This window comes from Streptomyces durhamensis, assembly GCF_000725475.1.
GTDB classification, from domain to species: domain Bacteria; phylum Actinomycetota; class Actinomycetes; order Streptomycetales; family Streptomycetaceae; genus Streptomyces; species Streptomyces filipinensis.
Genome location: NZ_JNXR01000025.1, coordinates 44,197 through 56,861 on the forward strand (window position 1 = coordinate 44,197; position 12,665 = coordinate 56,861).

Annotated in this window: 11 protein-coding genes and 1 pseudogene; 10 read left to right on the forward strand and 2 right to left on the reverse strand. The window is 71.9% G+C overall.

Annotated elements, in window-relative coordinates; all coding sequences use genetic code 11:
- The first annotated feature begins 5 nt into the window (after positions 1-5).
- From IO33_RS0131590 to IO33_RS0131615, 6 genes and pseudogenes are all read left to right on the forward strand, one after another.
- Positions 6-383 carry an STAS domain-containing protein gene (locus IO33_RS0131590; protein ID WP_031171306.1) on the forward strand — a complete coding sequence of 126 codons (378 nt, stop codon included), beginning with the start codon at positions 6-8 and terminating at the stop codon, positions 381-383.
- Between the two features lie 299 nt (positions 384-682).
- A complete protein-coding gene (locus IO33_RS0131595) occupies positions 683-1,243 on the forward strand; it encodes an ATP-binding protein (protein WP_031171308.1) in 561 nt (186 codons plus the stop codon).
- 430 nt (positions 1,244-1,673) lie between these two features.
- Complete coding sequence (locus IO33_RS0131600; protein WP_031171310.1) at positions 1,674-2,369, forward strand: LPXTG cell wall anchor domain-containing protein; 696 nt, start codon at positions 1,674-1,676, stop codon at positions 2,367-2,369.
- A gap of 33 nt (positions 2,370-2,402) precedes the next feature.
- Positions 2,403-3,254, forward strand: a pseudogene (locus IO33_RS48000) (COG1361 family protein); the annotation flags it as partial.
- Between the two features lie 668 nt (positions 3,255-3,922).
- A complete protein-coding gene (locus tag IO33_RS0131610; RefSeq protein ID WP_031171314.1) occupies positions 3,923-4,987 on the forward strand; it encodes a hypothetical protein in 1,065 nt (354 codons plus the stop codon).
- Positions 4,984-6,255 carry a hypothetical protein gene (locus IO33_RS0131615; protein WP_031171316.1) on the forward strand — a complete coding sequence of 424 codons (1,272 nt, stop codon included), beginning with the start codon at positions 4,984-4,986 and terminating at the stop codon, positions 6,253-6,255. The genes IO33_RS0131610 and IO33_RS0131615 overlap by 4 nt, the downstream gene beginning before the upstream one ends.
- Positions 6,256-6,328: 73 nt before the next feature.
- Here IO33_RS0131615 and IO33_RS0131620 read toward each other — a convergent pair whose 3' ends face one another.
- The gene (locus IO33_RS0131620; RefSeq protein ID WP_031171318.1) at positions 6,329-7,825 is read right to left on the reverse strand and encodes a peptide MFS transporter; all 1,497 of its coding nucleotides are present in this window, start codon (positions 7,823-7,825) and stop codon (positions 6,329-6,331) included.
- A gap of 496 nt (positions 7,826-8,321) precedes the next feature.
- Between IO33_RS0131620 and IO33_RS0131625 the strand changes: the two genes are divergently transcribed.
- Positions 8,322-8,999 carry a response regulator transcription factor gene (locus IO33_RS0131625; protein ID WP_020940464.1) on the forward strand — a complete coding sequence of 226 codons (678 nt, stop codon included), beginning with the start codon at positions 8,322-8,324 and terminating at the stop codon, positions 8,997-8,999.
- A 40-nt stretch (positions 9,000-9,039) separates the two neighbouring features.
- A complete protein-coding gene (locus IO33_RS0131630) occupies positions 9,040-10,311 on the forward strand; it encodes an ATP-binding protein (RefSeq protein ID WP_031171322.1) in 1,272 nt (423 codons plus the stop codon).
- A 6-nt stretch (positions 10,312-10,317) separates the two neighbouring features.
- On the opposite strand, the gene IO33_RS0131635 is transcribed toward IO33_RS0131630, so the two are convergent.
- Complete coding sequence (locus IO33_RS0131635) at positions 10,318-10,824, reverse strand: GtrA family protein (RefSeq protein ID WP_031171324.1); 507 nt, start codon at positions 10,822-10,824, stop codon at positions 10,318-10,320.
- 182 nt (positions 10,825-11,006) lie between these two features.
- Between IO33_RS0131635 and IO33_RS0131640 the strand changes: the two genes are divergently transcribed.
- A complete protein-coding gene (locus IO33_RS0131640) occupies positions 11,007-12,146 on the forward strand; it encodes a 5-(carboxyamino)imidazole ribonucleotide synthase (RefSeq protein ID WP_031171326.1) in 1,140 nt (379 codons plus the stop codon).
- Entirely contained in the window at positions 12,143-12,664 is a 522-nt protein-coding gene (purE, locus tag IO33_RS0131645; protein WP_078963983.1) for a 5-(carboxyamino)imidazole ribonucleotide mutase, read from the forward strand. Before IO33_RS0131640 ends, purE begins: the two co-directional genes overlap by 4 nt.
- The last annotated feature ends 1 nt before the right edge of the window (position 12,665 follow it).

The window sequence follows — 12,665 nt, forward strand, 5'->3', positions numbered from 1 at the left end:
ACGGCATGGACCACGGGACGGTCGGCAGCGCACAGTCGGGCCGGCTTCTGGTGGAGGTGCGGGAAGAGGGCTCCAGCGCCGTTGTGACACCGGCGGGTGAGCTCGATCACCACACCGCCGATCTTTTGCGTGAGCCCCTCGACGACCTCCTGGCCAAGGGCTTCTCGCGCCTCGTCGTGGATTGTTCACGCCTGGAGTTCTGTGACTCCACGGGCCTGAACGTGCTGCTCGGCGCCCGGCTGAAGGCGGAGGCCTCCGGCGGCGGAGTCCATCTGGCAGGGATGCAGCCGGTGGTCGCCCGCGTGTTCGAGATCACCGGGGCCGAGGCGGTCTTCACCGTCCACGACTCCGTGGAGGCGGCCCTGGCCGACGGCGCCGACTGAGCCCGCCGCCCCTCCCCGTGCCCCGGCCCCCGGGCGTTGCGTTCGTCACGCCGAAGACAGGGGTGTCGTGCCGGATCGGCCGGGCAGGAGAGGGCAGGAGAAGCGGGACAGACCCCGACGAACGCCGGCCCGGGACCGCACCGGGGCCGGTGCAACGACTGGACGGGACGTACGTGCGACGGACGGGCGAACAGGAACCCTGCGCGGACGACGGGCGGACGGCGTACGGACCGGCCGGCACGGACCGGGTGCCGGCCATTTTGAATCGTGAATTGGTGAATCGGTGAGGTGAAGCGCTGATGAGCACCACCCGGCCTTACTCGCCGGGCGACCGCGGCCCGGAGCCCAGCGGCGCTTCCGGGGTGTCCGAGGGGGGTGCGCCGACCGCAGGCGTACCCACGGGGGCAGCCGCGCCGTCCGGATCTGCCGGCGGCACTCAAGGCAGCGGCGGGCCCCAGGTCCGCAGACTCGGCCTGCGCGGCGAGAGCGGGGTCGTCCCGCTCGCTCGCGACTTCGCCCGCCAGGCGCTGTACGCGTGGGACTGGCTGCCGGCCGCCGGCGCCGACCAGCGGGCCGCCGCCGAGGACGTGCTGCTGGTCGTCTCCGAACTGGTCACCAACGCCTGCCTGCACGCCGAGGGGCCGGACGAACTGCTCCTGGCCTGCGACAACAAGGTGATCCGGGTGGAGGTCTCGGACCGCGGCAGCGGTCAGCCGGCCCCCCGCACCCCGCACCGCGCCGGCCGCCCCGGCGGCCACGGCATGTTCATCGTGCAGCGGCTGTGCCTGGACTGGGGTGTCGTCCGCGCGGCCGGCCGGCCGGGCAAGACGGTGTGGGCGGAGCTGGGCGCACCGGCCTAGGCTCCCCGCCCGGTGCCGGTGGAAATTCGGTTTCCGCCGGCCGCGGCACTTCCTGCCCTGGGCGCAACGCGCTGACGAAGACGAGTAGCCCGGAAACCGCGAGCCGAGAGAGCCGTCGGCAGCTGGGAAGGCGGCCTCGCACCCCGGGTGAATCCCCTCCCGAGTGCGGGGAGGAACGGGCCGCCGCGCCACGGCGGCCCCCATGCCCCGCCGGCCGGCCCCCGTCATCGGGCCCGACGAGGCCGTCGTACGACGGCGAAGGCGTGGTGGCACCGCGAGCACCCTCTCGCACCCTCCACGCCGGCCACGCGTCACACACGCCGGATCGCCACAACTCCGGCGTGTGATGCGTCTTCCCTCCTCATGGTGCCGGGCGTACCTTGACGGCCGAATCTGATGTGCCGTCAGGAACGAATGAGGTGGACCGACCGTGTCGTACCCGAAGCGAACCGCCGCGCTCGCGTCCGCCGCCGCCCTGGCCGGCTCGGCGGTGCTGCTGGCCGCGCCCGCGGCCCATGCCGACGTCGTCGACGTCAACTACCGCTGCCAGACGCCGATCGGTGTCAAGAGCGCCGTCTCGCCGATCGACATGACGGGCGTCAGGAGCGGCAGCGGCTACAAGATCACCATGTCCTGGCGGAAAGGCGTCTCCTCCAGCCCGGTCGAACTGGGCAAGGGTGCGATGACCCCGAGCGCCACCGTCAGGCTGGGCGGCGCCGACACCGGCACGCTCGCCGTCAGCGGGCCCGCCAACGCGGCGGCGATACCCGCCAACACCCCCATCAAGATCAGCGACCTGAGCGGCACGTACACGCCGAGGAAGACCGGCAAGGTCACCTTCACACCGGGCACGCTCGTCATCAAGGCGCTCGGCACGACGACGACCTGCAACCCGACCAACAGCCCCGGGCCGGGGCTGACACTGCAGGTGACCGCGCCCGGCGGCTCCTCCTCCGGGGCCTCCTCGTCGTCCTCTTCCGGCGGTTCCCCCTCCGGCGGACAGCTCCCGCAGACCGGCCCCGACGACTCCGCGATCGCCCTCGGCACCCTCGGCGGCACGGTACTCCTCGCCGGTACGGCGGGCGCCCTCTGGCTGACCCGACGGGGACAGACGGCACACCGCTGACCCGACGCACCCCAGGTCCCGCTGGAGCCGCCCATGCCGTCCGCCGCCCCCGCACCGATCCGCCGCCGGCGCCCGCGCCGCGCCGCCCTGCCCGCCGCCCTCTGCCTGTGCGCCGCGCTGGGTGCGGCGCCCCGTGCCTCGGCCGCCGCGGGCTGGTCCGTCGCGCCCGCCGGCGGCGGCCGCCCGTCCTTCTACGCCGAGGGCACACCCGGGACGGTCCTGCAGGACACGGTGTCCGTCACCAACCCCGGGCGGGCAGCGGTCGTCGTACGGCTGTCCGGCACCGGCCTGCGGACAGTCTTCGCCGAACAGGCCGGCACCGGGATACGCGTCCCGGCCCGCACCCGTGCCGAGGTGCCCTTCACCGTCACCGTGCCGGCCGGTGCGGCGCCCGGCGACCGCACCGGTGCCGTCGTCGCGCGGGACGCACGGGGGCGTACGGCGACCGTCCCGGTCCGGCTGCGCGTCGGCGGACCCACGCTCGCCGCGCTGACCGTCGAACACCTCGACGTGCACGCCGACCGCATCACGTACGAGCTGGTCAACCGCGGTACGACCGTCCTCGCACCGAGGCTCGCGGTGCGTGCGGACGGCATCCTCGGCCGGGTCCTGGACCGCGCACCGCGCACGCTCCCCGTCCGCCTGCGCCCCGGCGCGCGCCTGAAGCTCAGCGAGCCCTGGCCCGACCGTCCCGCGCTGGACGCCGTCGACGTCCGCCTGACGGTCACGGCCCCGGGCGGAGCCCGCGGTACGGCGACCGCCTCGGCCCGGTTCGTGCCCTGGCCGGCGGTGGCGGGGACGGGTGCCCCGCTGCTCGCGACGGCGGCCGCACTGACCGCCGCCCGCCTCCGACGCCGCCGCCCACGACCCGACGACCCGTCCCCCGACGGTACGTCGGCTGGTGTTCCCGCGTCCGGCGCCCGCCTGCCCGACACACCGGCCCCCGACGGGGCGTCACCCGGTGTTCCGGCGTTCGGTTCCCGCCTGTCCTGTGCCCGGGCGCCCGGCGCGCACTTGCCCGATCCCCCGGCTCCTGGCGGTCCGTCGGCTGATGTTCCGGCGTCCGGGGCGGGCCTGCTGGATGTCCTGGCTCCTGGCGGTCCGTCGGCTGATGTTCCGGCGTCCGGGGCGGGCCTGCTGGGTGTCCCGGCTCCTGGCGGTCCGTCGGCTGATGTTCCGGCGTCCGGGGCGGGCCTGCTGGATGTCCCGGCTCCTGGCGGTCCGTCGGCTGATGCCCCGCCGCCCGGCGCGCGGCTGTCCGGTGCCCCGGCTCCCGACGGTGCTACCCCAGGTGTTCCGGCGCCCGGCGCGCGCCTGTTCGACCCACAGGCCCCCGACGGTCTGTCACCCGGGGTTCCGGTGCCCGGCGCCTGCCTGTCCGACTCCCCGGCTCCCGTCGGCCCCTCGGCTGGTGTCTCGGGGCCGCGTGACGCGGTGGGTGGGGGGCCGGGGCCCGGTGGATCGGGGGGTGGGCAGGGCGTGGGGTCGGGCGGAGCTCGGGACCGCGACGGTGAGCTGACGGAAGGCGCGGTGAAGTGAGCCGGAAGGTGAGGATGCCGCGGCTGTCGGCGGTGGTGGCGGTGCTCGCGCTGCTTCTGCTGCCGGTGGGCGGCTGGGCGAGCGCGGCGGACGGGCCGGTCGTGAAGCTGTCGGCAGCGCAGGCCGGCACCGGCGGGTCGGTCACCGTCACCGGCACCGGCTGGCGGTCGCACACGTTGCTGATGCTGTTGGTCTGTGGACGGGCCACACCGTCCCGGGGTGTCATCGGCGGCACCAACTCCTGTGCCAACGGCGACGGCCGGGCGGTGACCACCGACGCCCGGGGTGCCTTCAGCCGGAAACTCCCGGTCGCCGAACCGCCCGTGCCCTGCCCCTGTGTGGTGCACGTGGCCACCGTCACCGGCGCCGGGGCGGAGTCGGACGCCGCTCTGAAGGTCGCCGGGCACCCCGTCGCCCCGCTGCCCGCCGAGACCACCGGCGGCCGGCTGGCGATCCTGTCCGACACCCGGCTGACCGGCTCCAGCGGCCCGCTGACCTGGTTCGGGGCGCCACCCGGCCGCACCCTGGTCTTCACCGTCGGCAACACCGGCACCAGCGCGGTCAAGGACCCGGTCTTCCAGGTCGGCGCCGCGCACGGCGTCTTCGCCCCGCAGTGGGACGACCGGCAGTGGCAGGGCACCCTGGCGCCCGGCCGGCGCGCCGAGGTCAGGCTGCCGGTCGAGCTGTCCGCCGGAGCGCACGGCGACTACACCGTGTCGCTGAAGTACGACGGCAAGATCCTCGCCGAACAGCCGTGGGGCGTCGGACGCCCCTGGGGCGTGACGCTGTTCTGGATCCTGCTCTGCCTGGTGGTCCCCGCCGCGCTGTTCCGCATCGGCATGGCGGTGGTGGACCGGCTACGGCCGCGCCGCCCGGGCGGCGCCCGCCACGACGGCCACCGGTTCCGGCCCATCCCGCGGCTGCCGCGCTCCCGCACCCCCGGACCGCCCCCCACGCGCCCGACCCTGCCGTGGTTCGCCCCGGACTCCGTCCCGGGCGACCCGGCCGGCCGGCTCTCCGCACCGCACACCGACAGCCCGACGAGTCCTACGACTCCCACCACGAAGGGACCCACGTGAGCATCCGAAGGAGAGGGACGGCCGCGGGCGCCGCGCTGGCGCTGAGCGGTGCGGGCGTCCTGCTGGGCATCGCCGCGAGCCCCGCGCAGGCGGCCGAGGTGGCGTACGCCACCCACTGTGTGCCGCCGGCGGGCATCAGCCCGGTCGACGGCACCACGAAGGTCGAGATCACCGCGCCGGCCACGGCGAAGGTCGGCGACACGGTGGACGTCGTGTGGAAGTTCGTCCAGGCGGCGTCCAAGAACCCCGACATCATCGACCTGCCCGCCAACTCGGTCCAGCCGTCCGGCGTGCTGAAGGCGGCCGGCGCGCAGAGCGCCGACATCGCGATGCAGGGGGCGCGGCAGAACCCGGCGATCCCCAAGGGCGGCGCCATGGTGCTGTCCGACATGAAGGGCAGCGTCAAGCTGACGGCGGCCGGCGAGGTGACGCTGACGCCGGACGCGTACACCGTCAACGCGATGTCGACGGACACCAGGTGCACGCCGAAGGAGACCGTGCAGAAGGCGGCGACGATCCAGGTGACGGGTGGTGGCGGCACGTCCGGTCCGACACCGACGCGGTCGGCCACTCCGACCCGGTCGAGCACCCCCACGGCCACCCCGACCGCGACCGGCGGCAGCGGCCAGACCGACTTCACCGGCAAGGAGGTGCAGATCCCCTACGCCTGCAAGACCCCGATCGGCGACAAGAACGCGACCTCGCCGGTGCAGATCGACGCCAGGAAGAACGGCGGCGACTTCGGCCTCACCGTCAAGTTCAAGAAGTCGGTGATGAACAGCCCCGCCGACATCCCGAAGGACTCCGTGAAGCCCTCCATGGAGGTGGTGCTGGGCGGCGCCGACAAGGGCACCGTGCACGTGGAGGGGCCGGCCAACCCCGCCCCCATCAAGTCCGGCGACCCGATCGACATCCCGGACCTCACCGGCACCTACAAGCCCGGCGCGAGCGGCAGTTCGACGCTGTCCCCGGGGGTCCTGACGGTCAAGGCGCTCGGCACGACCACGACGTGCACACCGACCAGGACCGAGGTCTCGCTGACCCTGGACACCAGCCGGCAGCAGGGCGGATCGTCCGGCGGCACGTCCACCTCCGGCGGCTCGACCGGCTCGACCGGCGGAACCAGCAGCGGCAGCGGCTCCGGCGGCCTCGCCGAGACCGGGGCGAGCGACCACGGCGCCCTGAAGGCGCTCGGCCTGGTGGCCGGCACGGCGATCCTGCTGGGCGGGGCGGTGTTCACGTTCATGCCGGGACGCAGGACACGCTGACACCCCTGACGTGAAGAGGGCCACCGCATCCGCAGATGTGGTGGCCCTCTTCAGCGAGCTGTGCCAGGGGACGTCAGTGGACGTCGCCCATCAGCTTGTTGACCTTCTTGCGGTACACCCACACCGCGACACCGGCGAGCACGGCCTCCAGGCCGACGTAGCCCATCTTGTCGAGGTTGACCCCGCCTATGGCCGGGTTCGACATCAGCGCGGTGAGCGAGTCACCCGCGGTGACGGCGAGGAACCACACGCCCATCATCTGGGAGGCGTACTTCTTCGGCGCCATCTTCGTCGTCACCGACAGACCCACCGGAGACAGCGTCAGCTCACCGATCGTCTGCACGAAGTAGATCGCGACCAGCCACATCGCCGCGGCCTTGTGACCGCCCTCGGCGACCGACAGCGGGGCGAGGAAGAGGAAGAACGACGCACCGATCAGGACCAGACCGGAGGCGAACTTCACGATCGTGCTCGGCTCCTGGCCGCGGCGGTTCAGCCACAGCCACAGCCAGGCGAAGACCGGCGCCAGGGCCATGATCATGACCGGGTTGACCGACTGGTACCAGGAGACCGGGAAGTCCCAGCCGAAGATCGAGTTCTTCGCGCTCTTCTCGGCGAACAGCGACAGGGTCGAACCACCCTGGTCGTAGATCATCCAGAAGACGGCGGCGGCGACGAAGAACCAGACGTACGCCGACACCTTCGAGCGCTCGTCGGCGCTCAGGTCCTTGTCCCGGTGGATGCGGGTGATGACCAGGATCGGCACGATCAGACCGATGAGGGTGAGCGGGATCAGCGCCCAGTTCAGGGTGAAGTGGCCGGTGCCGCCGACGACACCGTAGAAGACCGCGGCGACGGCCAGCCAGATCAGGCCCTTGCGCAGGGTGGCGGACTTCTCGTCGGCCGTGAGCGGGGTCGGGACCTCGCTGCTCTTCGCGCTCAGGTGACGGCCGCCCAGCAGGTACTGGGCCAGACCCAGCGCCATGCCGAGCGCGGCCAGCGCGAAGCCCAGGTGCCAGTTGACGTTCTCACCGACGGTGCCGATGACCAGCGGCGCGACGAAGGCACCGACGTTGATGCCGATGTAGAAGAGCGTGAAGCCACCGTCGCGGCGCGGGTCCTCCGGACCCTTGTAGAGGTGGCCGACCATCGTGGAGATGTTGGCCTTCAGCAGACCCGAACCGATGGCGACGAGGCCCAGGCCGACGAAGAAGCTGGCGGCCACGGGCAGCGCGAGGCACAGGTGGCCGAGCATGATGATCAGACCCGCGACGGCGACCGTCTTGCGGGGGCCGAGCACGCGGTCGGCGAACCAGCCGCCGGGGAGGGCGAGCAGGTACACGAGCGACACGTACACCGAGTAGATCGCGGTCGCCGTGCCCGCGTTCAGATGCAGGCCACCCGGGGCCACCAGGTACAGCGGGAGCAGGGCCCTCATGCCGTAGTAGGAGAAGCGCTCCCACATCTCGGTCATGAAGAGAGTGGCCAGGCCGCGGGGGTGGCCGAAGAAGGTCTTCTCGGAACCGGGGGTGCCCGGGCGGACCGAGTCCTTCGTCAGGCTGGACGCCATGGTCGTTCCTTGCTGGTCGGGACGCGCTGCTGGAGCGTTGCGCGCCCGGTGAGGGGTGCGGCCGGCACCGGCAGGGTCGGTCGTCCACCCCCCAACGCCCGGGGGGAGTCCGTTTCCGGGTCTCGGAAGCGGCGGACGGCGACCACCGGGATCCACGCCCCGACGCGACGATGCGTCCGGAGCCCGGCCAGAGGTCATTCCTTTCAAGGCTGATCTTGATCAGCCCGCACACAAAAGAGACCCTCAGCGTCAAGTGCTCGCCAAAGGTCCCCGGTGTACTACAGGCGTTCAGGTCACCATACGGCAGGACACTGCCGGATATGGAAGGACTTGAGACGCGGATCACAGGTGTCGGGGGAACCGCGGAAACGCATTCGAAGGTCTCTCCTACGATCGCACCCCCGGAGCAATGGTTCGTACCAGCCGTGTGCGAAGGTAAGAGTTCCTGGGAGCGATCACACCTCGGCACCGTGCGCGGGCGGTCTACCATCACCTCATGACCCGTGTACTGCTCGCCGAGGACGACGCGTCCATCTCGGAGCCGCTGGCCCGCGCCCTGCGCCGGGAAGGTTACGAGGTCGAGGTGCGCGAGGACGGACCCACCGCACTCGACGCCGGAATGCAGGGCGGTGTCGATCTGGTCGTACTCGACCTGGGCCTGCCGGGCATGGACGGCCTGGAGGTCGCCCGCCGGCTGCGGGCCGACGGCCACACCGTGCCGATCCTCATCCTGACCGCGCGGGCCGACGAGGTGGACACCGTCGTCGGCCTGGACGCGGGCGCCGACGACTACGTCACCAAGCCCTTCCGGCTCGCCGAACTGCTCGCCCGGGTGCGGGCGCTGCTGCGGCGCGGTGCCGCCGAGCCGCAGCAGCCGCCGGCCACGCACGGCGTGCGGATCGACGTCGAGTCGCACCGGGCGTGGATGGGCGACGAGGAACTGCAGCTCACCGCCAAGGAGTTCGACCTGCTGCGGGTACTGGTGCGGGACGCCGGCCGGGTCGTCACCCGCGACCAGCTGATGCGCGAGGTCTGGGACACCACGTGGTGGTCGTCCACCAAGACCCTGGACATGCACATCTCCTGGCTGCGCAAGAAGCTCGGCGACGACGCGGCGAACCCGCGCTACATCGCCACCGTACGAGGCGTGGGCTTCCGCTTCGAGAAGAGCTGAGCCCCCGCCGGGACCCAGCGAGCACCTCAGGTAACGGAACATGCGTCGACGACTCATCCAGTCCACCCTCGCCGTCGTCCTCGTGGTGATCGCCGTCTTCGGCATCTCCCTGGTGATCGTCGAGAGCCGGACGATCAGCAACAGCGCCCAGGAGCGGGTGGAGTCCGAGGCGGTGCGGCTGGCCAGCATCGTGGACAGCCGGATCCTCGCCACGGAGAACGTCAACGCCGACGTGCTGCGCAACCCGGTCAGCAAGGACCAGTACGCGGTGATCCGCATGCCCGGCAGGCCGCCGATCGAGATCGGCACCCAGCCGCGGGGCGACGTCATCAGCGCCTCGCAGACGGGCGAGGAGGGCGAGAAGGTCACCGTGCAGGAGCCGCGCTCCGCGGTGACCCGCGAGGTCGGCCGGACCCTGCTGATCATCGCGCTGGTGGCGCTGCTCGCGGTCGTCGCCGCGGTGCTGCTCGCCGTACGGCAGGCCAACCGGCTCGCCTCCCCGCTGACCGACCTCGCCGAGACCGCCGAACGGCTCGGCTCCGGCGACCCGCGCCCACGGCACAAGCGGTACGGCGTTCCCGAGCTGGACCGGGTCGCCGATGTGCTGGACTCCTCCGCCGAGCGGATCGGGCGCATGCTGACCGCCGAGCGGCGCCTCGCGGCGGACGCCTCCCACCAACTGCGCACCCCGCTGACCGCGCTGTCCATGCGGCTTGAGGAGATCACCCTCACCGACGACCCGGACACCGTGAAGGAAGAGGCGAACGTCGCCCTCACCCAGGTCGAGCGGCTCACCGACGTGGTCGAGCGGCTGCTGACGAACTCCCGCGACCCGCGCACCGGCTCCGCCGTCACCTTCGACCTGGACGAGGTCATCCAGCAGCAGCTCGCCGAGTGGCGGCCCGCCTACCGCAGCGCCAACCGGGCCATCGTCAGTTCCGGCAAGCGGCATCTGCAGGCCGTCGGCACGCCGGGCGCGGTCGCCCAGGTGCTGGCGGCGCTGATCGAGAACTCCCTCATGCACGGGGGCGGCACGGTCGCGCTGCGTACCCGGGTCACCGGCAACCAGGCCGTGGTGGAGGTCACCGACGAGGGTCCCGGCGTCCCGGCCGACCTCGGCGCGCGCATCTTCGAGCGGACGATCAGCGGTCGCAACTCCACCGGGATCGGCCTGGCCGTCGCCCGTGACCTCGCGGAGGCCGACGGCGGCCGACTGGAGCTGCTGCAGGCCCAGCCGCCGGTGTTCGGGCTGTTCCTCTCCCGCACGCCCCCGGCCCGCAAGCCGGAGGGGGACCGGCCGACGGTCCGTTGAGCCCGGCTAGGGCACTCGCTGGGACTTCGGCTCCGGCTCGGGGTGCGGCTTGCGCGACTCGGCCGCCAGGATCGACTCCGCCTCCTGTGCCGGCTGCGCGCGGAACACCCAGGTGCGGTACGACCAGAAGCGGAACAGGGTCGCGATGCCGATGCCGAGGAACTTGAAGACGTTGCTCTGCAGCGGGCTGTCCCAGCCGAAGCCGTAGGTCGCCAGGTACAGCACGCCGTTCTCGATCACCAGACCGATCGCGCTGAAGAACAGGAACAGCGTGAGTTCCTTGGTGCGGCCGTTCTTGTCACGGTCCCGGTACGTCCAGTAACGGAAGCCCACGTAGTTGAAGGCGATCGCGACCACCGTCGCGATGATGCTGGCGCGCACCACCGGCAGGTCGGAGACGTGCCGGACCAGGTTGAACACACCGAGATTGACAAAGATGCCCGCGCCGCCGACGGCGCCGAACTTGGCCACCTCGCGTACGAGCCGTTGCAGCCCCGAGGAACGAGGTTCCATGGTGGTGCAGCTCCCGTCGGTAGGTTTCGTCAGCCCCGCCATGCTATCCAGGCGGAACGACGGACGCCTCCGCACTGGGCCACAGCTCGGAAACAGGTCGGAAAGAGGGCGGAAAACGGCGGGTAAGAGATCGTGAGAGGGACGCGATCCGGCCGCGTCGGCGTGGCCGATACGCTAGGGGTGTGACGTTCCCGGTAGTCGGCATGGTCGGCGGGGGGCAGCTCGCGCGTATGACGCACGAAGCGGGCATCCCGTTGGGCATCAGGTTCAAGCTTCTCAGTGACACCCCTCAGGATTCCGCGGCGCAGGTCGTCAGCGATGTCGTCATCGGCGACTATCGCGACCTGGACACGCTGCGTGAGTTCGCGCGCGGGTGCGATGTGATCACCTTCGATCACGAACACGTACCCACCGAGCACCTCAGGGCCCTGGAGGCGGACGGCATCCCCGTGCGCCCAGGGCCCGACGCGCTGGTGCATGCCCAGGACAAGGGGGTGATGCGCGCGAAGCTCGACGCGATCGGCGTCCCGTGCCCGCGGCACAGGATCGTCGCGGACCCGCAGGACGTCGTCCGGTTCGCGGCCGAGGGGGACGGCTTCCCGGTCGTCCTGAAGACCGTGCGCGGCGGCTACGACGGCAAGGGCGTGTGGGTCGTGGATTCCGCCGAGGAGGCCGCCGAGCCGTTCCGGGCCGGCGTCCCGGTCCTCGCCGAGGAGAAGGTCGACTACGTCCGCGAGCTGGCCGCCAACGTCGTACGCTCCCCGCACGGCCAGGCCGTCGCCTACCCGGTGGTGGAGTCCCAGCAGGTCAACGGCGTGTGCGACACCGTCATAGCGCCGGCCCCGGACCTCGACGAGTCCCTCGCCCTGCAGGCCGAGCGGATGGCGCTGACCATCGCCAAGGAGCTGGACGTCGTCGGGCACCTCGCCGTGGAGCTGTTCCAGACCCGCGACGGCCGCATCCTCGTCAACGAACTGGCGATGCGCCCGCACAACTCCGGCCACTGGACCCAGGACGGCGCGATCACCTCGCAGTTCGCCAACCACGTCCGCGCGGTCCTCGACCTCCCGCTCGGGGACCCGCGCCCGCGCGCGAAGTGGACCGTGATGGCCAACGTCCTCGGCGGCGACTACCCGGACATGTACTCCGCGTACTTGCACTGCATGGCCCGCGACCCCAAGCTCAAGATCCACATGTACGGCAAGGATGTGAAGCCCGGCCGCAAGGTCGGACACGTCAACACCTACGGCGACGACCTGGACGACGTGCTGGAGCGCGCCCGTCACGCAGCCGGCTACCTGAGAGGCACGATCACCGAATGAGCCCTGTTGTTGGCATCGTCATGGGGTCGGACTCCGACTGGCCCGTCATGGAGGCCGCCGCCAAGGCCCTGGACGAGTTCGAGATCCCGTACGAGGTCGACGTCGTCTCCGCGCACCGCATGCCCCGCGAGATGATCACGTACGGCGAGCAGGCCGCCGACCGCGGCCTGAAGGTGATCATCGCCGGTGCGGGCGGGGCCGCCCACCTGCCCGGCATGCTCGCCTCCGTGACCCCGCTGCCGGTCATCGGCGTGCCGGTGCCGCTGAAGTACCTCGACGGCATGGACTCGCTGCTGTCCATCGTGCAGATGCCGGCCGGCGTGCCGGTCGCCACCGTCTCCGTCGCCGGCGCCCGCAACGCCGGTCTCCTCGCGGCCCGCATGCTCGCCGCGCACGACGAGGACCTGCTGCACCGGATGCGCGACTTCCAGCAGGACCTGAACGACCAGGCCACCGAGAAGGGCAAGCGGCTGCGCTCCAAGGTCGAGGGCCAGGGCCACTTCGGCTTCGGGAAGTGAC

What these genes read in the sequence shown, in the direction of transcription:
- IO33_RS0131610 (WP_031171314.1), top strand. Translation starts at nt 3,923, where the DNA reads ATGCCGCGGCTGTCGGCGGTGGTGGCGGTGCTCGCGCTGCTTCTGCTG.
- IO33_RS0131595 (WP_031171308.1), top strand. Translation starts at nt 683, where the DNA reads ATGAGCACCACCCGGCCTTACTCGCCGGGCGACCGCGGCCCGGAGCCC.
- purE (WP_078963983.1), top strand. Translation starts at nt 12,143, where the DNA reads ATGAGCCCTGTTGTTGGCATCGTCATGGGGTCGGACTCCGACTGGCCC.
- IO33_RS0131635 (WP_031171324.1), bottom strand. Translation starts at nt 10,824, where the DNA reads ATGGAACCTCGTTCCTCGGGGCTGCAACGGCTCGTACGCGAGGTGGCC.
- IO33_RS0131590 (WP_031171306.1), top strand. Translation starts at nt 6, where the DNA reads ATGGACCACGGGACGGTCGGCAGCGCACAGTCGGGCCGGCTTCTGGTG.
- IO33_RS0131625 (WP_020940464.1), top strand. Translation starts at nt 8,322, where the DNA reads ATGACCCGTGTACTGCTCGCCGAGGACGACGCGTCCATCTCGGAGCCG.
- IO33_RS0131620 (WP_031171318.1), bottom strand. Translation starts at nt 7,825, where the DNA reads ATGGCGTCCAGCCTGACGAAGGACTCGGTCCGCCCGGGCACCCCCGGT.
- IO33_RS0131630 (WP_031171322.1), top strand. Translation starts at nt 9,040, where the DNA reads ATGCGTCGACGACTCATCCAGTCCACCCTCGCCGTCGTCCTCGTGGTG.